General features: G+C 68.3%; 15 protein-coding genes. 14 read left to right on the top strand and 1 reads right to left on the bottom strand.

The window, feature by feature from the left end; genetic code table 11:
* The first annotated feature begins 97 nt into the window (after window positions 1-97).
* The 12 genes from ACAM57_RS34550 to ACAM57_RS34605 are packed head-to-tail and all read left to right on the top strand — an operon-like array spanning window position 98 to window position 16,443.
* A complete protein-coding gene (locus ACAM57_RS34550) occupies window positions 98-1,363 on the top strand; it encodes a nitrate/nitrite transporter (RefSeq protein WP_369662916.1) in 1,266 nt (421 codons plus the stop codon).
* Window positions 1,360-3,012 carry an MFS transporter gene (locus ACAM57_RS34555; protein ID WP_369662689.1) on the top strand — a complete coding sequence of 551 codons (1,653 nt, stop codon included), beginning with the start codon at window positions 1,360-1,362 and terminating at the stop codon, window positions 3,010-3,012. The genes ACAM57_RS34550 and ACAM57_RS34555 overlap by 4 nt, the downstream gene beginning before the upstream one ends.
* 33 nt (window positions 3,013-3,045) lie before the next feature.
* Window positions 3,046-6,822 (top strand): nitrate reductase subunit alpha, encoded by a 3,777-nt coding sequence (locus ACAM57_RS34560; RefSeq protein WP_369662690.1) that lies wholly within the window; start codon window positions 3,046-3,048, stop codon window positions 6,820-6,822.
* 17 nt (window positions 6,823-6,839) lie between these two features.
* The gene (narH, locus tag ACAM57_RS34565) at window positions 6,840-8,372 is read left to right on the top strand and encodes a nitrate reductase subunit beta (RefSeq protein ID WP_056591404.1); all 1,533 of its coding nucleotides are present in this window, start codon (window positions 6,840-6,842) and stop codon (window positions 8,370-8,372) included.
* 15 nt (window positions 8,373-8,387) lie between these two features.
* Window positions 8,388-9,071, top strand: coding sequence for a nitrate reductase molybdenum cofactor assembly chaperone (gene narJ / locus ACAM57_RS34570; protein WP_369662691.1), 684 nt, complete (start codon window positions 8,388-8,390; stop codon window positions 9,069-9,071).
* On the top strand, window positions 9,068-9,862 hold the full coding sequence (gene narI / locus ACAM57_RS34575; protein WP_369662692.1) for a respiratory nitrate reductase subunit gamma: 795 nt from the start codon (window positions 9,068-9,070) through the stop codon (window positions 9,860-9,862). The genes narJ and narI overlap by 4 nt, the downstream gene beginning before the upstream one ends.
* On the top strand, window positions 9,859-10,737 hold the full coding sequence (locus tag ACAM57_RS34580) for a peptidylprolyl isomerase (protein WP_369662693.1): 879 nt from the start codon (window positions 9,859-9,861) through the stop codon (window positions 10,735-10,737). The genes narI and ACAM57_RS34580 overlap by 4 nt, the downstream gene beginning before the upstream one ends.
* Window positions 10,734-11,420 (top strand): carbonic anhydrase, encoded by a 687-nt coding sequence (locus tag ACAM57_RS34585; protein ID WP_369662694.1) that lies wholly within the window; start codon window positions 10,734-10,736, stop codon window positions 11,418-11,420. Before ACAM57_RS34580 ends, ACAM57_RS34585 begins: the two co-directional genes overlap by 4 nt.
* Window positions 11,404-12,636, top strand: coding sequence for an NAD(P)H-dependent flavin oxidoreductase (locus ACAM57_RS34590; protein WP_369662695.1), 1,233 nt, complete (start codon window positions 11,404-11,406; stop codon window positions 12,634-12,636). The genes ACAM57_RS34585 and ACAM57_RS34590 overlap by 17 nt, the downstream gene beginning before the upstream one ends.
* On the top strand, window positions 12,633-15,047 hold the full coding sequence (locus tag ACAM57_RS34595) for an adenosylcobalamin-dependent ribonucleoside-diphosphate reductase (protein ID WP_369662696.1): 2,415 nt from the start codon (window positions 12,633-12,635) through the stop codon (window positions 15,045-15,047). The genes ACAM57_RS34590 and ACAM57_RS34595 overlap by 4 nt, the downstream gene beginning before the upstream one ends.
* Complete coding sequence (locus tag ACAM57_RS34600) at window positions 15,044-15,682, top strand: nitroreductase (protein WP_369662697.1); 639 nt, start codon at window positions 15,044-15,046, stop codon at window positions 15,680-15,682. Before ACAM57_RS34595 ends, ACAM57_RS34600 begins: the two co-directional genes overlap by 4 nt.
* Window positions 15,682-16,443, top strand: coding sequence for a 1-acyl-sn-glycerol-3-phosphate acyltransferase (locus ACAM57_RS34605; protein ID WP_369662698.1), 762 nt, complete (start codon window positions 15,682-15,684; stop codon window positions 16,441-16,443). The genes ACAM57_RS34600 and ACAM57_RS34605 overlap by 1 nt, the downstream gene beginning before the upstream one ends.
* Window positions 16,444-16,453: 10 nt before the next feature.
* Here the strand turns inward: ACAM57_RS34605 and ACAM57_RS34610 are convergent, their stop codons facing one another.
* On the bottom strand, window positions 16,454-16,879 hold the full coding sequence (locus tag ACAM57_RS34610) for a ribonucleotide reductase subunit alpha (RefSeq protein WP_369662917.1): 426 nt from the start codon (window positions 16,877-16,879) through the stop codon (window positions 16,454-16,456).
* 129 nt (window positions 16,880-17,008) lie between these two features.
* Here ACAM57_RS34610 and ACAM57_RS34615 point away from each other — a divergent pair, with 129 nt between their 5' ends.
* Window positions 17,009-17,296, top strand: a complete 288-nt coding sequence (locus ACAM57_RS34615) for a DUF2249 domain-containing protein (RefSeq protein WP_369662699.1) — start codon at window positions 17,009-17,011, stop codon at window positions 17,294-17,296.
* 32 nt (window positions 17,297-17,328) lie between these two features.
* Complete coding sequence (locus ACAM57_RS34620) at window positions 17,329-19,641, top strand: nitric-oxide reductase large subunit (RefSeq protein ID WP_369662700.1); 2,313 nt, start codon at window positions 17,329-17,331, stop codon at window positions 19,639-19,641.
* Window positions 19,642-19,650: the final 9 nt, after the last annotated feature.

A 19,650-nucleotide genomic window follows, 5' to 3' on the forward strand; every position in this document is an offset into this window, starting at 1 on the left:
CGCTTCTAAGCTCGGGCAGCCCTTCAGGAGACCCATCGTGCAGCAGCGCGCAACCGCAACCAGTCAAGATCTTTCGCCGTCATCGGTGCACCAGGCCATGCCCGCCAAGGCCTGGCGCGTGCTGGCGGTGAGCACGCTGGCGTTCACGGTCTGCTTCATGGTGTGGATGATGTTCGGCGTGATCGGCATCCCGATCCGCAAGGCGCTCAGCCTCAACGCGACCGAGTTCGGCCTGCTGACCGCGATGCCGGTGCTCACGGGTTCGCTGGTGCGCGTGCCGCTCGGCATCTGGACCGACCGCTTCGGCGGGCGCATCGTCATGACGCTGCTCATGGCCGCCACCGTGCCGGCCATCTGGCTGATGTCCTATGCCACGCAGTACTGGCACTTCATCGTGCTGGGCATGTTCGTCGGACTCGCGGGCGGCTCCTTCTCGGTCGGCACGCCCTACGTGGCGCGCTGGTTTCCGCGCAACCGACAGGGCCTCGCGATGGGTATCTATGGCGCCGGTAACTCGGGTGCCGCCGTCAACAAGTTCGTGGCGCCGGCCATCGTCGTGGCCTTCGGCTGGGCCGTGGTGCCGCAGGTCTACGCGGCGATCATGCTCGGCGCTGCGCTGCTGTTCTGGACGCTGAGCGCCAGTGACCCCCGCCATTTGGTGAGCCACAGCGCCAGCTTCGCCGACCAGCTCAGGACGCTCAAGGACCCGCGGGTGCTGCGCTACTGCCAGTACTACAGCATCGTCTTCGGCGGCTACGTCGCGATCTCGCTGTGGATGGTGCAGTACTACGTCGGCGAATACGGACTGGACATCCGCGTCGCCGCGCTGCTGGCCGCCTGCTTCTCCCTGCCGGGCGGCGTGCTGCGGGCCGTCGGCGGCTGGCTGTCCGACAGGTACGGCGCGCACAGCGTCACCTGGTGGGTGATGTGGGTGTGCTGGATCTGCCTGTTCCTGCTGAGCTACCCGCAGACCGATCTCACGCTGCTCACGGTGAACGGACCGCGCACCTTCCACATCGGGCTGAACGTCTACAGCTTCACCGCGCTGATGTTCGTGCTCGGCATCGCCATGGCCTTCGGCAAGGCCAGCGTCTTCAAGTACATCAGCGACGACTACCCCAGGAACATCGGCGCCATCAGCGGCATCGTCGGACTCGCCGGCGGCTTGGGCGGATTCGTGCTGCCCGTCATGTTCGGTGCGCTGATGGACCTCACCGGCATCCGGTCCAGCGCCTTCATGCTGATGTACGGCGTGGTCTGGGTCTCGCTGATCTGGATGTACTGGACCGAAGTGCGCGCCACCCAGGTCATGGGCGGCCTGCGCGCGCGGACCTCGAATCTCAACCTGGAAACAAAATCATGAGCACCAGCACCATCGCCGTTCCCCCGGGGGCGACCGGCGGCCGCGCCGACATCGCCGACTGGCGCCCCGAGGACGAGCGGTTCTGGGAAAGCACCGGCCGGCACGTGGCATGGCGCAACCTGTGGTTGTCGGTCCCTGCCCTGCTGTGCGCCTTCGCCGTCTGGGGCATGTGGGGCATCATCACCGTGCAGATGAACAACCTGGGCTTTCCCTTCGCCCAGGCCGAACTGTTCACGCTCACCGCCATCGCGGGCCTGGCCGGCGCCACCATGCGCATCCCGGCCTCCTTCCTGATCCGGCTGGCGGGCGGGCGCAACACCATCTTCCTGACCACGGCGATGCTGCTGGCGCCGGCCATCGGCACCGGCATCGCGCTGCAGCACAAGGAGTGGCCGCTGTGGGTGTTCCAGCTCATGGCGCTGTGGTCGGGCGTGGGGGGCGGCAACTTCGCCAGCTCGATGTCCAACATCAGCACCTTCTTTCCAAAGCGTCTGCAGGGCACCGCGCTGGGTCTGAACGCGGGCATCGGCAACTTCGGGGTCACGACCATGCAGATCGTCATCCCGCTGGTCATGACCGTGGGCCTTTTCGGCAACATCGGCGGCGAGCCCATGACGCTGCTCAAGGACAGCGGCTGGATCCTGGGCAAGATCACCGCCGGCACGCCCACCTGGATCCAGAACGCGGGTTTCGCCTGGGTGCTGTCGCTGGTGCCGCTGTCGATCCTGTGCTGGTTCGGCATGAACAACCTGAACACCGTCTCGCCCGATACCGGCGGCACGATCCCGGCCTTCCTGAAGATCATCTGGCTCTACACGCTGTCGTTCGCCCCGGCGATCGCCGGGCTGTACCTGTACCTGCCGGCGCCCACGGGCCTGGGCCTGCTCAACATGTGGGTGGCCATGCCGCTGATCATCGTGGCCACGCTGTTCACCATGAAGCTGACCGCGTTCGGCACCATGAAGGAAAACATCGCCAAGCAGTTCGAGATCTTCCGCGACAAGCACACCTGGTCGATGACGGCGCTGTACATCGTGACCTTCGGCTCGTTCATCGGCTTCTCGATGGCGCTGCCGCTGTCGATCGCAGTGATCTTCGGCATCAGCCACGTGCCCGACGCCGCCGGCGTGCTGCAGCACACGTTGAAGAACCCGAACGCGCCCTCGGCTTTCACCTATGCCTGGATCGGGCCCTTCGTCGGCGCACTGATCCGCCCGGTGGGCGGCTGGATTTCGGACAAGGTAGGCGGCTCGATCGTCACGCAGGCGATCTCGGTGGTGATGGTGATCGCCTCGGCCGCCGTGGGCTACGTGATGCTGCTGGCCTACGGCTCGCCGCAGCCGGAACAGTATTTCCTGCCCTTCATGCTGCTGTTCGTGCTGCTGTTCGCGGCCAGCGGCATCGGCAACGGCTCCACCTTCCGCACCATCGGCGTGATCTTCGACCGCGCCAAGGCCGGCCCAGTGCTGGGCTGGACCTCCGCCATCGCCGCCTACGGCGCCTTCATCGCACCCGTTGTCATCGGCGCCCAGATCAAGGCCGGCACGCCCCAGTACGCGATGTACGGCTTTGCGGTGTTCTACGCGCTGTGCCTCGTTCTGAACTGGTGGTTCTACCTGCGCCGCGGCGCCTACGTGAAAAACCCCTGAGCCAGCCAATCGAATCCAGACGAAAGACACACGATGAGCCACTTTCTCGACCGCCTGACCTACTTCGCGCAACCGCGCGAATCCTTTGCCGACGGCCACGGCCAGGTCACCGGCGAAGACCGCACCTGGGAAGACGCCTACCGCGCGCGCTGGGCGCACGACAAGATCGTGCGCAGCACGCACGGCGTGAACTGCACAGGCTCCTGCTCATGGAAAATCTATGTCAAGGGCGGCATCGTTACCTGGGAAACCCAGCAGACCGACTACCCGCGCACCCGCTGGGACATGCCCAACCACGAGCCGCGCGGCTGCGCACGCGGCGCGAGCTACAGCTGGTACCTCTACAGCGCCAACCGCGTGAAGTACCCGATGGTGCGCGGCGCACTGCTCAAGGCGTGGCGCGAAGCGCGCAAGGCGCTCGGGCCGGTCGAGGCCTGGGCCTCCATCGTGCAGGACGAGGCCACGCGCCGCAGCTACCAGAGCGTGCGCGGCCTCGGCGGCTTCGCCCGCTCGGGCTGGGACGAGGTCAACGAGATCGTCGCGGCCAGCAACATCCACACCATCCGCCGCCATGGCCCCGACCGCATCATCGGCTTCTCGCCGATTCCCGCGATGTCGATGGTGAGCTACGCCGCGGGCAGCCGCTACCTGAGCCTGATCGGTGGCGTGTGCATGAGCTTCTACGACTGGTACTGCGACCTGCCGCCGGCCAGCCCGCAGGTGTGGGGCGAGCAGACCGACGTGCCGGAGTCGGCCGACTGGTACAACTCCAGCTACATCATCGCCTGGGGTTCCAACGTGCCGCAGACGCGCACGCCGGACGCGCACTTCTTCACCGAGGTCCGCTACAAGGGCGCCAAGACGGTCGCGATCACGCCCGACTACGCCGAGGTCGCCAAGCTGTCGGACCTGTGGATGCATCCGAAACAGGGCACCGATGCCGCGGTCGCCATGGCCATGGGCCACGTGATCCTCAAGGAGTTCTACTTCGACAGGCGCACCGCGTACTTCGACGACTACGCGCGGCGCTACACCGACCTGCCGATGCTGGTCATGCTGAAGGAACACACCCTGCCCTCGGGCGAACAGGTGATGGTGCCCGACCGCTACGTGCGGGCCTCGGACTTCGACGACCGGCTCGGACAGCCGAACAACCCCGAATGGAAGACCGTCGCGCTGGCCGAGGACGGCCGCGTGGTGGTGCCGCAGGGCGCCATCGGCTTTCGCTGGGGCGCGGACGGCCGTGCCGATGCCGGGCAATGGAACCTCGAAGCCAAGGAAGCGGAGCACGGCGGCGCGGTGAAGCTCACGCTTTCGCTGCTCGACGATGCAACCAAGGAAATCCAGACGGCACGAATCGGATTCCCTTACTTCGGCGGCATCGAAAGCGAGCACTTTCCGAACAACGCGCAAAGCGACGTGCTGGTGCGCACGGTCCCGGTCCAGCACATCGCGCTCGGTTCCGAAGGCCAGAGCGCGCTGGTCGCCACGGTGTTCGACCTGCAGGCCGCCAACTACGGCGTGGCGCGCGGCCTCGCGGGCGAGATGGCGGCCGCCAGCTACGACGACGACACGCCCTACACGCCGGCCTGGCAGGAGAAGATCACCGGCGTGCCGCGCGACCAGGTGATCACCGTGGCGCGCGAGTTCGCGGCCAACGCCGAGAAGACGCACGGCAAGTCGATGGTGATCATCGGCGCGGCCATGAACCACTGGTACCACAGCGACATGAACTATCGCGGCGTCATCAACATCCTGATGATGTGCGGCTGCATCGGCCAGAGCGGCGGCGGCTGGGCCCATTACGTGGGCCAGGAAAAGCTGCGCCCGCAGACCGGCTGGACTCCGCTCGCCTTCGCGCTCGACTGGATCCGTCCGCCGCGGCAGATGAACTCGACCAGCTTCTTCTACGCGCACACCGACCAGTGGCGCTACGAGAAGCTCGGCATGGAGGAAGTGCTGTCCCCGCTGGCCGACAAGACCGCCTTCGCGGGCACGATGATCGACTACAACGTGCGCGCCGAGCGCATGGGCTGGCTGCCTTCGGCGCCGCAGCTGCAGACCAACCCGCTGCAGGTGGCGCGCGACGCGCAGGCCGCCGGCCTCGACGGCGCGGCCTACACGGCCAAGGCGCTGAAGGACGGCACACTGCGCATGAGCTGCGAGGACCCCGACCACTCGTCGAACTGGCCGCGCAACATGTTCGTCTGGCGCTCCAACATCCTGGGCTCTTCCGGCAAGGGTCACGAATACTTTCTCAAGCACCTGCTGGGCACCACGCACGGCGTGCAGGGCAAGGACCTCGGGCCCGACGACGCCAAGCCGGCCGAAGTGGTCTGGCACGACAAGGCGCCCGAGGGCAAGCTCGACCTGCTGGTGACGCTCGACTTCCGCATGAGCACCACCTGCCTCTACTCGGACATCGTGCTGCCGACTGCCACCTGGTACGAGAAGAACGACCTCAACACCAGCGACATGCACCCCTTCATCCATCCGCTGTCGACCGCGGTCGACCCGGCCTGGCAGGCGCGCAGCGACTGGGAGATCTACAAGGGCTTTGCGCGCACCTTCAGCGCGCTGTGCCCTGGCCATCTGGGCGTGGAGAAGGAAGTGGTGCTCACGCCGCTGATGCACGATTCCCCCGCCGAGCTGGCCCAGCCCTTCGGCGTGGCCGACTGGAAGCGCGGCGAGTGCGATCTCATCCCCGGGAAGACCGCGCCGCAGATCGCGGTCGTGGAGCGCGACTACCCGAACCTCTACAAGCGTTTCACCGCCCTGGGCCCGCTGCTCAAGAAGATCGGCAACGGCGGCAAGGGGATCGGCTGGAACACGGAAGCCGAGGTGGACGAACTCGGCCAGCTCAACGGCCGCGTCGCCGAGCCCGGCGCCACGCAGGGCATGCCGAGCATCGACACCGACATCGACGCCTGCGAGGTCGTGCTGCAGCTAGCGCCCGAAACCAACGGCCATGTGGCCGTGAAGGCGTGGGAGGCGCTGGGCAAGCAGACCGGGCGCGACCACACGCACCTGGCGGTCTACCGCGAGGACGAGAAGATCCGCTTTCGCGACATCCAGGCGCAGCCGCGCAAGATCATCTCCTCGCCCACCTGGAGCGGCATCGAGAGCGAGAAGGTCTCCTACAACGCCGGCTACACCAACGTGCACGAACTGATCCCATGGCGTACGTTGACCGGGCGCCAGCAGTTCTACCTGGACCATCCGTGGATGCGCGCCTTCGGCGAAGGCCTGGCGGCCTACCGCCCGCCGGTCGACCTGAAGACCACCCGGGACATCCACAACATCCGCAGCAACGGCCACAAGGAGATCCAGCTCAACTTCATCACGCCGCACCAGAAGTGGGGCATCCACTCGACGTACACCGACAACCTGCTGATGCTCACGCTGAACCGCGGCGGGCCGGTGGTGTGGCTGTCGGAGGACGACGCGAAGAGCGCCGGCATCGCCGACAACGACTGGGTCGAGCTGTTCAACATCAACGGCGCCATCGCGGCGCGCGCGGTGGTGAGCCAGCGCGTCAATCCGGGCATGGTGATGATGTACCACGCGCAGGAGAAGATCATCAACACGCCGGGCTCCGAGATCACCGGCACGCGCGGCGGCATCCACAACTCGGTGACTCGCATCGTGCTGAAGCCCACGCACATGATCGGCGGCTACGCGCAGTTCAGCTACGGCTTCAACTACTACGGAACCATCGGCACCAACCGCGACGAGTTCGTGGTGGTGCGCAAGATGAACAAGGTCGACTGGCTCGACGCGCCCGTCGCGGCCACCGCGGCGGCGGCCTGAACGAGGAGGAACCCACGATGAAAATACGCGCGCAAATCGGCATGGTCCTGAACCTGGACAAATGCATTGGCTGCCACACCTGCTCGGTCACCTGCAAGAACGTCTGGACCAGCCGGCCCGGCGTCGAGTACGCCTGGTTCAACAACGTCGAGACCAAGCCCGGCATCGGCTACCCCAAGGAATGGGAGAACCAGGGCAAGTGGCAGGGAGGCTGGGTGCGCAAGCCCGACGGCTCGATCGAGCCGCGCCAGGGCGGCAAGTGGAGCCTGCTCATGCGCATCTTCGCCAACCCCAACCTGCCGCAGATCGACGACTACTACGAGCCCTTCACCTTCGACTACGAACATCTGCAGTCCGCGCCCACGACCAAGGCGCCACCGACGGCGCGCCCGCGCAGCCTGATCACCGGCAAGCGCATGGAGAAGATCGAGTGGGGCCCGAACTGGGAAGAAATCCTCGGCGGCGAGTTCGCCAAGCGCAGCAAGGACGCCAACCTCGACGGCTTCGAAGCGGTGCAGAAGGAGATGGTCGGCCAGTTCGAGAACACCTTCATGATGTACCTGCCCAGGCTGTGCGAGCACTGCCTGAACCCGGCGTGCGTGGCCTCCTGCCCCTCGGGCTCGATCTACAAGCGCGAGGAAGACGGTATCGTGCTGATCGACCAGGACAAGTGCCGCGGCTGGCGCATGTGCGTCTCGGGCTGCCCCTACAAGAAGATCTACTACAACTGGCAAAGCGGCAAGGCCGAGAAGTGCATCTTCTGCTACCCGCGCATCGAGGCCGGCCAGCCCACCGTCTGCTCGGAGACCTGCGTCGGGCGCATCCGCTACCTCGGCGTGGTGCTCTACGACGCCGACCGCATCCAGGAAGCGGCCAGCGTGCCGGACGAGAAGGATCTCTACGAGGCCCAGCTCGGCATCTTCCTCGACCCGCACGATCCGCAGGTGATCGCGCAGGCCCGGCGCGACGGCATCCCCGAGGCCTGGCTCGAAGGCGCCAGGAACAGCCCGGTCTACAAGATGGCGATGGAGTGGAAGGTGGCGCTGCCGCTGCACCCCGAGTACCGCACGCTGCCGATGGTCTGGTATGTGCCGCCGCTGTCGCCGATCACGGCGGCCGCCAATGCCGGCCATGTCGGTGCCAAGGGCGCGATCCCCGACGTCACGCAGATGCGCATCCCGGTGCAGTACCTGGCCAACCTGCTGACCGCGGGCGCCACCGAGCCGGTGATCCGCGCGCTCGAGCGCATGCTGGCCATGCGCACCTACCAGCGCGGCAAGCACGTCGACAACGTCGCAGACCCGGCCGTGCTGGCGCAGGTCGGCCTGAGCGCCGCGCAGGTGGAAGAGATGTACCAGGTGATGGCCATCGCCAACTACGAGGACCGCTTCGTCATCCCCTCGACGCACCGCGAGTACGCCGAGAACACTTTCGACATGAAGGGCGGCTGCGGCTTCTCGTTCGGCAACGGCTGCTCCGACGGCAGCTCCGAGGCCAGCCTGTTCGGCGCCGCCAAGCGCCGCACGATTCCCATCCATGCCAAGGTTTGACGCCGGATCGCCACGATGAATACCCCACGCCACACCCTTCGCGCACTGGCCCTGCTGCTCGGCTATCCCGATGCGCAGGCGCGCGCCCTGATGCCCCAGCTGGCCGATGCGATGGACGCCGAGGCGGCGCTGTCACCGGCGCGCCGCCGGGAGCTGCGGGCACTGGCCCGCGCCTTGGCCTCGATGGACCCGATCGACGCCGAGACGCAGTTCGTGGAACTGTTCGACCGCGGCCGCAGCACCTCGCTGCACCTCTTTGAGCATGTGCACGGCGACTCGCGCGAGCGCGGCCCGGCGATGATCGACCTGACCCAGACCTACGAGCAATGCGGGCTGCTGCTCGGCCCGCACGAAGTGCCCGACCACCTGTGCGTAGTTCTCGAGTTCGCCTCGACGCAGCCGCCGGAGGTGGCGCGCGCCTTCCTCGGCGAGATGGCCCACATCCTGGCGTCCATCTTCAGCGCGCTGCGCAAGCGCGAGAGCGCCTACGCCAGCGTGCTGGCGGCGGTCATCGAGCTGGCCGGCCACGAGGCCGAAGCGGTGGCGGTGGCCGACGACCGGCCGATCGACGAGAGCTGGGCCGAGCCCATCGTCTTCGAGGGCTGCAGCACGAAGGGCCAGGCGCGGCCCGGCGATGCGCAGCCTATCCACATCGTTCGCAAGGCGGCAACGCCCGCCGCCGGTGGAGCCCCCGTATGAATGCCCTCGACAATTTCCTCTTCGGCATCTACCCGTACATCTGCCTGAGCGTGTTCTTCATCGGCAGCCTGATACGGTTCGATCGCGACCAGTACACTTGGAAGAGCGACTCCTCGCAGCTGCTGCGCGCCGGCCAGCTGCGCTGGGGCAGCAATCTGTTCCACGTGGGCGTGCTGTTCCTGTTCTTCGGCCACAGCGCCGGCATGCTGACGCCGCACTTCCTCTACGAGCCCTTCATCGCTGCCGGCAGCAAGCAGCTGGTGGCCATGGTCTCGGGCGGCATCGCCGGCCTGCTGGGCTTCGCCGGCGTCACGATCCTGCTGCACCGCCGGCTCGGCGACGAGCGCATCCGCGTCAACTCCAAGACCAGCGACATCGTGCTGCTGGTCCTGCTGTGGCTGCAGCTGGCGCTCGGCCTGGCGACCATCCCGCTGTCAGCCCAGCACCTGGACGGCGGCATGATGATGCGGCTGGCCGAATGGGCGCAGCGCATCGTCACCTTCCGCAGCAGCGCGGTGGAACTGCTGGACGGTGCGAGCTGGGTGTTCAAGGCGCACATGTTCCTCGGCATGTCGATCTTCCTGATCTTTCCGTTCACGCGGCTGGTGCATGTGTGGAGCGGCTTCGCCACGGTGGGGTACGTGTTGCGCCCCTACCAGGTGGTGCGCAGCCGCCGCGCGCTGGCGTCCGGCAGGCAGGCTTCGGCCGGTGTGCCGGGCACCGTGCCTCATGCGCCGCCAAAGGCGATGCCGGCGGGCGCCATCGCCAAGACGAGTGGGGTGGGCCGGTGAGCGCCGGTGGATGCGGCGGCGGTGCCTGCCAGTGCCATGAAACCGCGGTGCCGGCTTCGAACGCGGTGGTCATCGAGGCGGCAGCGGGCAAGCCGGCCGTCGAAGCCCCATGCGCAGCGATCAACGGCATTGCCCTGCACCGGCCCGGCGAACGCCCGGACGAATACAGCCTGCGCGAGCTGGCCTGGGCCGAACTGCTGCGCCAGGAGGCCGTCGCGCGCCGCCTGCTGCCACCTTCGCAAGCGCGCATGGCGCCCCGCCTGGGCGCGGCTGAACAGGCCGTGATCCAGCAGATGCTCGACGACGAGATCGAGGTGCCCGCGCCCAGCGAGGACGAATGCCGCCGCTACCACACGGCGCGAAGCGCGCACTTCGCCATCGGCCGCCGGGTCCACGCACGCCACATCCTGTTTGCCGTGACCGACGGCATCAACGTCGCGGCGCTGGCGGCGCGCGCCGAGCAGGCGCTGCTCGAACTGCGCCACAGGGATGCCGCGCCCGGCCGCTTCGGCGAACTCGCCCGGACCCTGTCGAACTGCCCGAGCGGCGCCGAGGGCGGCGACCTCGGCTGGATCGGCCCCGACGATTGTGCCGACGAACTCACGGCCGAGCTGTTCCACAACACCGAACGGCTCGACGCGCTGGGCCTGCATCCGCGCCTGGTCCACAGCCGCTACGGCTTCCACATCGTCGACGTGCTCGCGCGCGATGCGGGCCGCCGGCAATCCTTCGAAGAAGTGAAGCCGCGCATCGCGGTGCAGCTCGCCCAGCAGTCGCGCGCCAAGGCCCTGCACCAGTACATGCAGCTGCTGGCCGGACGCGCCGACGTGAGCGGCCTCGTGCTGGAAGGGGCCGATTCCCCGCTGGTGCAATGACCGCGCAGGAACCGGACGACCTGCTCGTGCGCCTGCGCAGGTTCCGATCCGACTATTTCCCGCGGCACCAGCAGCGCTTCCAGAATCTGGTCGCCGAAGGCCAGCATCCGAAGACGCTTTTCATCGGCTGCTCGGACTCGCGGCTCATGCCCTACCTGCTGACCGGCACCGGCCCCGGCCCCGGCGAGCTTTTCATCATTCGCAACGTCGGCGCGTTCGTGCCGCCCTGCGACGGAATGCACGGGCTGCATGGCACGGTGGCCGCGATCGAATTCGCCCTGCTCGAGCTGAAGGTGGAGCGCATCGTCGTGTGCGGCCACAGCCACTGCGGCGCGATCCGCGCGGCCTACGAAGGCGTGGCCGAAGAAGCGGTGGCGCTCCGGTCATGGCTGCGGCTGGCCGACGAGGCGCTGCTGCCGGTGCGTCCCAGTGCTGCCGCGCTGCGGCGCAGCGAGCAGCGCGCGGTGGTGCTGCAGCTCGAACGCCTGATGGCCTACCCGATGGTGCGCTGCCGCGTCGAGCGCAACGCGCTCACGCTGCATGGCTGGCACTACGTGATCGAGGAAGGCGAAGTCCATGTGTTCGATGCACAGACGGGCGACTTCCTGCCGGCCTCGCTCGCCTCCAACGCCGGTACCGGCCCTTATCAACCTTATGTGGAACATGATGGATCGATCCCCTGACGAGAAAGCAATCGCCCTGGAAGCGCTTTCGCGCGCTTCGGGCCTGCACAACTGGCGCCTCAAGGGCGTGGAACTCCTGCCCGTCATCCAGGGCGGCATGGGGGTCGGCGTGTCGGCCGGCGGGCTCGCCGGCACGGTCGCCGGGCTGGGCGGCATGGGCACGATCTCGGCCGTCGACCTGCGCCGGCTACATCCCGACCTGATGGCCCGCACGGCCCACCTGAATGCCGAGCCCGACGCCGGGCAGCGCATCGATGCCGCCAACCTGGAAGCGCTGGGCCGCGAGATCGCGCGCGCCCGCGAACTCTCCGGCGGGCGTGGCCTCCTGGCCGTGAACGTGATGAAGGCGCTGACCGCCTACGAAGCCTACCTGCGCCATGCCATGGCCTGCGGCATCGACGCGCTGGTGGTGGGCGCGGGCCTCCCGCTGGACCTGCCCGAACTCGCGCGCGACCATCCCGAGGTGGCGCTGATCCCCATCCTCTCGGATGCGCGCGGCGTGCAGTTGGTGGTACGAAAGTGGGAGAAGAAGGGGCGCCTGCCCGACGCCATCGTGATCGAGCATCCGCGGCTGGCCGGCGGCCACCTGGGCGCGGCCAAGGTCGCCGACCTGCAGGACCCGCGCTTCGACTTCGACGTCGCCATTCCGCAGGTGCTCGAATTCTTCAAGACGGCCGGCATCGAGGGCCGCATTCCCCTCATCGCGGCCGGCGGCATCGGCAGCCTGGAAGACATCCGGCGCCTGCAGGGCATCGGCGCAGCGGCGGTGCAGCTCGGCACCGCGTTCGCGGTGACCACCGAATGCGATGCGCACCCGGCCTTCAAGCAGGTGCTGGCCGACGCCAAGCCCGCCGACATCGTCGAGTTCGTCAGCACGGCGGGCCTGCCAGCGCGCGCGGTGCGCACGCCGTGGCTCGATAAGTACCTGCGGCTGGAGCCGCGGCTGCAGCACAAGGCGCACAAGAAGGACAGCTGCACCATGCGCTTCGACTGCCTGGCGCACTGCGGCCTGCGCGACGGCAACGCCAGCTGGGGCCAGTTCTGCATCGACAAGACACTGGGGCACGCCCTGGAAGGCCACCTCGACCGCGGCCTGTTCTTCCGCGGCGCGGGGGCGTTGCCGTTCGGCAGCGAGATCCGCCCCGTGCGCGACCTGCTGCGATGGCTGCTCGGCGGTATCCGCCCGGCCGTCTCCACCGGGGAGGCCGCAGCATGAAGCGCGAGGAAAACGCCAGGATGGAACCGCTTCCCGTGCAGCCCATCAGCCGCGATGTGCTGCGGGAGAAATACCTCAAGCCCGGCGAAGCCGATGCCGAGGACCTGTTCGCGCGCGTGGCCCGCGCGCTGGCTTCGGTCGAGCCCGAAGACCAGCGCGCCCAATGGGAGGCGCGCTTCCTGGCCAATCTGCGCGCCGGCGCGATCGGCGCCGGCCGCATCATGAGCGCCGCCGGCACCGACCTGGAAGCCACGCTCATCAACTGCTTCGTGCAGCCGGTGGGCGACTGCATCCAGGGCCGGGACGATGGCGGCTACGCGGGCATCTACGAGGCGCTGCGCGAAGCGACCGAAACGATGCGCCGCGGCGGCGGCGTCGGTTACGACTTCTCGCGCATCCGGCCGCGCGGCGCGCAGGTGCGGACCACCGCCTCCACCGCATCGGGACCGTGCAGCTACATCGACGTGTTCGACCGCTCCTGCGCCACGGTGGAGAGCGCGGGCGCACGCCGCGGCGCGCAGATGGGCGTGCTGCGCATCGACCACCCTGACGTGCTGGACTTCATCACGGCCAAGCGCACCCCCGGGCGCTGGAACAACTTCAATGTGTCGGTGGCGGTGACCGACAATTTCATGCGCGCCCTGGCAGACGACGAGGAATGGCCCCTGGTGCACAGCGCCACGCCGGGCGCCGAACTGATCGCGCGCGGCGCGGCCCAGTCCAGCGATGGCAGCTGGGTCTACCGCAGCCTGCCGGCGCGGGACCTGTGGGACCTGGTGATGCGCTCCACCTACGACTTCGCCGAGCCCGGGATCCTGTTCACCGACACCATCAACAACGACAACAACCTACGCTATTGCGAGCACATCGAGGCGACCAATCCCTGCGGCGAGCAGCCGCTGCCGCCCTACGGATGCTGCGACCTCGGGCCGATCGTGCTGACGCGCTTCGTGGACCATCCCTTCGGCATCGGCGGTGCGGCGCACTTCTATTTCGGGCGCTTCGGCGAATCGGTGGCGCTCCAGGTGCGGGCGCTGGACAACGTGCTGGACCTCACCTTCTGGCCCCTGCCCCAGCAGCGCGCCGAAGCCATGGCCAAGCGCCGCATCGGGGTGGGCTTCACGGGCCTGGGCGACACGCTCGCCATGCTGTGCCTGCGCTACGACCAGCCCGAGGGACGGGCCATGGCCGTGCGCATCGCGCGCTGCCTGCGGGACGCCGCCTACGCCGCCTCGGTGGCGCTGGCGCGCGAGAAAGGCGCCTTCCCGCTGTTCGACGCGGAGCGCTACCTGGCACGCGGCACTTTCGCCAGCCGCCTGGACCAGGCGCTGCAGGAACAGATCCGCATGCACGGCATCCGCAACAGCCACCTGATCTCGATCGCGCCGACGGGCACTGTGAGCCTGGCGTTCGCCGACAACGCCTCCAACGGCATCGAGCCGGCGTTCTCCTGGACCTACCGGCGCAAGAAGCGCGAGGCCGACGGCAGCACCTCAGAGTACGACGTCGAGGACCACGCCTGGCGGCTGTACCGCTTCCTGGGCGGCGACACCGAACGGCTGCCGGCGTACTTCGTCTCGGCCCAGTCGATGCCGGCGGCCGGCCACCTGGCCATGATGGAAGCGGTGCAGCCCTTCGTCGACACCGCCATCTCGAAGACGGTGAACGTGCCCGCCGACTATCCCTACGAGGACTTCAAGGGCCTCTACCTGCAGGCCTGGACCGCCCGCCTGAAGGGGCTGGCGACCTATCGGCCCAACAGCATCCTGGGGTCCGTGCTGGAGGTGGCGCCGGCCGCGCAGCCGCAGCCCCGCCCCGCCGCCGACGGCGCCGCGGCCGACCCGATGCGCGCAATGATCGAGAGCCGCCCGAAAGGCGCGCTGGACGCCGTCGCCGAGAAGATCGAGTACTGGACCCAGCAGGGGCGGCAGACGCTCTACCTCGTGGTGTCGTTCCTGCCGCTGGCCGACGGCCGCGAGCGGGCCGTGGAATTCTTCATGCCCGTGGGCCAGAGCGGCGAATCCCAGCAATGGATCACCGCGAGCATGCGGCTGCTGTCGCTGGCCGCGCGCGGCGGTTTTCTCGAACGCGCGCTCGCTGACATGCGCAAGGTCGCGTGGGACCGCGGGCCGGTACGCCTGGGCCATCACCTGAAGGCCGACGGCACCCAGGTGCCCATGTGGCACGACTCCGAAGCGGGCGCCATCGCCTATGCGATCCAGCAGCTGATCGCGCACCGCAGCGGCCAGGCGCCTGCGGCACCGGTCGCGCTCGACGCCTCGGGGCCCCCCATGGCCGCCGCGGCAACGATGGCGGGTGCCAAGTGCCCCGAATGCGGGGCCCACGCCATGATCCGCAAGGACGGGTGCGACTACTGCACGCAGTGTGGGCACCTCGGAAGCTGCGGGTGAGCCCGGCCACCGGCGCTGCGGCCGAGCCGCCCGTGAGCGCGCGGCAACTGGCCGCGCTCCTGCAAGCGCGCCGCACGGTGCTGCCCAAGCGGCTCGGCGCGCCGGGGCCCGACCGTGCCGAGTTCGAACAGATCCTCGGCGCCGCGGCCTCGGCCCCGGACCACGGCGGCCTGGTGCCGTGGCGCTTCGTCGTCGTGCCGCCGCCGCAGCGCGGGCGGCTCGCCGACGTGTTCGTGCAGGCCCTGCTGCAGCGCGACGCCGCCGCCACTCCCGAACAGCAGGACCAGGCGCGCGAGAAGGCCTTCCGTGCGCCGCTGCTGATGCTCGCAATCGCGCGGCTGGGCCCCGGCAACGCGGAGATTCCGGCCACCGAGCGCATCCTGTCGGCCGGCTGCGCCATCCAGAACATGCTGCTGGCCGCCACCGCCCTGGGCTACGGCTCGGCGCTGACCACCGGCAAGGCGCTGCAGTCGGACGAACTGCGGGCCCTGTTGGCGCTGGACCGGCACGAGGAGCCGCTGTGCTTCATCAGCGTGGGCTCGGTGACGGCCCGCAAGGTCGGCCCCGCACGGCCCACGCTCGGCCGCTACGTCAGCGAACTGGGCAGCGCACCTTCCCTCGCACTGTGCGGCTGATGTCTTTGCTGCGCGGTGCGTTCAACAGGCTGCTGCTCGGCGCGAACACGCTACTCGCGTTCGCGCTGATGGCGCCGCCGGCGCTGCTCAAGCTGCTCGTTCCGGCCGACGGCGTGCGCACCGGGCGCGACCGAGTGCTGAACCGGCTGGCCGGCGGCTGGGTCGCCGTCAACAACGCATGGATCGCAGGGGCGTGCCCGGTGCCATGGCAGATCCGGGGCATCGAGGGCCTGAACCCGCGCGGCTGGTACCTGGTGTCGAGCAACCACCAGAGCTGGGTCGACATCCTGGTGCTGCAGCGCAGCTTCCACGGGCGCATTCCGTTCCTCAAGTTCTTTCTCAAGCGCGAGCTCATCTGGGTGCGCGTGCCAACGGCCGTCATCAATTTCGTCGAGGGCACGCGCTTCACCGCGGCCAAGCATGCCGCGCAGAGCAGCAGCTACCGCCATCTGCTCGAACCCCGCTCGGGCGGCCTCGGCGTGGCGCTGGCCACCATGGGCGAGCAGTTCGAGGCGATGCTCGACGTGACCATCGTCTATCCCGAGGGGACGCCCAGCTTCTGGACGCTGCTGTGCGGCCGCATGGGCGCCGTCACCGTCGACGTCCGCCAGCGTGCCATTCCACCGCATCTGCTGGGTGGGGATCCGTCGGGCGACAAGGCGCGCCGCCAGCACATCCGCAAGTGGATTGAGGCCCAGTGGAAGGACAAGGACCGCCTGATCCGGGGATTGCTGGCCGCACACCGCGGCGCTCGAAGGTAGCTTGGGCGCTTCAGCCGAACTGCACCGGCCGGCCTTCGGTGTCGAGCGCGAGATAACCGCCGAAGGCCCCGCTTCGCACGTTCTCGACCATGGCCTGCAGCGCGCTGTCGATGCGTTCCGGCGACGGCGGCCGGCCGTTCGCGCCCGGCAGGCCGGCCGCGAACATCACCCGCCATGGCAGGCTGGCGCGGCGCGATTCGGCCACCAGCGCGGCAAAGGTGGTGAGCTCCGGCACGCTCTTCTCCACGCATGCCACGGGCGTCAACGCACCGCCTTGCCCCGCCTCGAAGCGGGCCCGCTGCGCCGCATCCGCGTCGCCGGGCAATTCGGCCTCGGCGAACACGAACAGCAGGCGCTGGGGTTCGGGCTGCGCCGCCGCGGCCAGCAACAGCTGATCGAAAAGAGATGAGGAAGAGGCAGAAGAAGGAGAAGGCATGCCGCGAGCGTCGCCGCTGCCTTCGCTCTCGTTGTTGATGCAGATCAAGGGACGCCGCATGCGCTTTCCTAGCATAGGTGCATTCGAAATACACCTTTCAAATCCACCTGCTCCCGCCTGGAAAAACCCATGAAATCTGCAGCGCCCTCCTTCTCTTCCGTCATCGATGTCCGCCGGCTCGAGCCGCGCTTTCGTCACGCGCACATCTTCTCCACCTTTGCGGCCCTGGACGTCGGCAGCACCATCGAACTGGTGAACGACCACGACCCCCAGCCGCTGTATGCGCAGTTCCAGTCGCAATGGCCTGACCGGTTCGCGTGGAACTACCTCGAGCAGGGTCCTTCGACCTGGCGCGTCGCCATTACCAAGGTGCCGGCCTTCGATGCGCATGCGCGCGGCGGCTGCGGCGGCGCCTGAACGGCGCCCCCTCGACGAATCAAGGAACCGTCATGACAAACAACAACCGGCTGTGGCGCTGGCTCGCCTTCATCTTCGTGCTGTCGTTCGGTGCGCTCGGCTACCTGGGCGTGCAGATCTACCTGACCGCGCCGCCGATCCCGAACGCGGTCGCCAGCGCCGGCGGCCAGCCGATCTTCACCGGCGAGCAGATCCGGCGCGGCCAGCAGGTCTGGCTCTCGGTCGGGGGCCAGCAGCTGGGCTCCGTGTGGGGTCACGGCAGCTACGTCGCGCCGGACTGGTCGGCCGACTGGCTGCACCGCGAGGCCATGGCACTGCGCAACCGCCATGCCCAAGCGTACCGCAAGGACTTCGATTCGCTGGGCGCGTCGGACCGCGGTGCGCTCGCGGCCACCGTGCTCGACGAAGTGCGGCGCAATACCTACGACGACATCAGCGGCACGATCACGGTCTCCCCTGACCGCGCGCAGGCAATCCGGGAGGTGGCGGCACACTACGACGCCTTGTTCGGTGGCGACAGCGCGCTCGCCACCCTGCGCGACCAGTACGCGATGACGACGGGCACGCTGCCCGAGCACGCCGACCGCCAGGCACTCACCGCCTTCTTCTTCTGGACCTCATGGGCCGCCGCCACCAACCGGCCCGGGGAAACGGGCCTGAGTTACACCAGCAACTGGCCGCACGAGCCGCTGGTGGGCAACACCATGACCAGTTCGGCCGCCGTCTGGTCGATGGCCAGCATCTGCCTGCTGCTGGCAGCCATCGCGGCCATGCTGTGGCTGCATGGCAGCCGCAAGCACGAGCCCGAAGCCCAGCCGCCCAAGGCGGACCCGCTCCTTGGCGCCGTGGCGACGCCTTCCATGAAGGCCACGCGCAAGTACTTCTTCGCGGTGATCGGGCTCATGCTGCTGCAGATTGCGATGGGTGTCATCACGGCCCACTACGCGGTCGAAGGGCAGTCGTTCTTCGGGCTGCCGCTGGCGGAGCTGCTCCCCTACGCGGTGAGCCGCACGGTGCACACGCAGATCGGCATCTTCTGGATCGCCACCGCATGGCTGGCCACGGGCCTGTACATCGCGCCGCTGCTGTCGGGGCGCGAGCCCAGGCTGCAGAAGCTCGGGGTGGACGTGCTGTTCTGGGCGCTGATCGCCATCGTGGTCGGCTCCACGCTGACCGGCTGGCTCGGCACGCTGCAGCATCGCGGCGTCGACTTCAGCTTCTGGCTGGGCAACCAGGGCCTCGAATACACCAGCATGGGCCGCTTCTGGCAGGTTCTGCTGTTCGTCGGCCTGCTGTTCTGGGTCTTCCTGCTGGGCCGCGCGCTGTGGCCCGCCTTGGTCAAGCCGTCGGCATCGCGCGGTCTGATCGCGATGGTGTTCCTGTCGGCCACTTGCATCGGCGGCTTCTATTCGACCTCGCTGGCCTGGGGACAGCACACCCACTACTCGATGATCGAGTACTGGCGCTGGTGGCTGGTGCACCTGTGGGTGGAAGGCTTTTTCGAAGTGTTCGCCACCGCCGTCGTCGCGCTGATCTTCACGCGCCTGGGGCTGGTGCGCACCGAGAGCGCCAACCGCGCCATCATCGCCGAGACCATCGTGTTCCTGTTCGGCGGCATCCTCGGCACGCTGCACCACCTCTACTTCACCGGCACGCCGACATCGGTGATCGCCGTGGGCGCCGTTTTCTCCGCGCTCGAAGTGGTGCCGCTCACGTTGATCGGCCTGGAAGCGTTGCAGACTTACCGCCGCTCGCAGGCCATGCCCTGGCTCGCGGCCTACAAGTGGATTGTCATGTGCTTCGTGGCCGTCGGCTTCTGGAACACGATCGGCGCCGGCGTGCTCGGCTTCGCGATCAATCCACCCGCCTCGCTCTACTACGTGCAGGGGCTCAACATGACAGCCGCACATGGCCACGCCGCCCTCTTCGGCGTCTATGGCATGCTGGGCATCGGGCTGATGCTGTTCTGCCTGCGCGGCCTGTACGAGCGCCAGCTGCACGCCGACCGGCTGCTCCGGCCCGCGTTCTGGAGCCTCAACATCGGCCTGGCGATGATGGTGTTCCTGTCGCTGCTGCCCGCCGGCATCTACCAGGCCTGGGCCAGCGTCACACGAGGACTGTGGTACGCGCGCTCGGCCGAGATCGTGCATTCCCACGTGATGGAGATGCTGGTGTGGATGCGGGTGCCAGGCGACATCGTCTTCGCCGTGGGCGCGGTGCTGCTCGCGGCCTATGCGCTGCGCCTGCTGCGCCGCCCGGCGGCACAGGCCGCGCCACAGGCACCGGTACGTGGCCAGGGCCGCAAGGGGCTGGCGGTGCAGGCCGGCCACGCGGCCGAGCAGTGACACGGCGAT

Origin of the sequence: Variovorax sp. V15, from assembly GCF_041154425.1 — a bacterium.
Classification (GTDB): Bacteria; Pseudomonadota; Gammaproteobacteria; order Burkholderiales; family Burkholderiaceae_C; genus Variovorax; species Variovorax guangxiensis.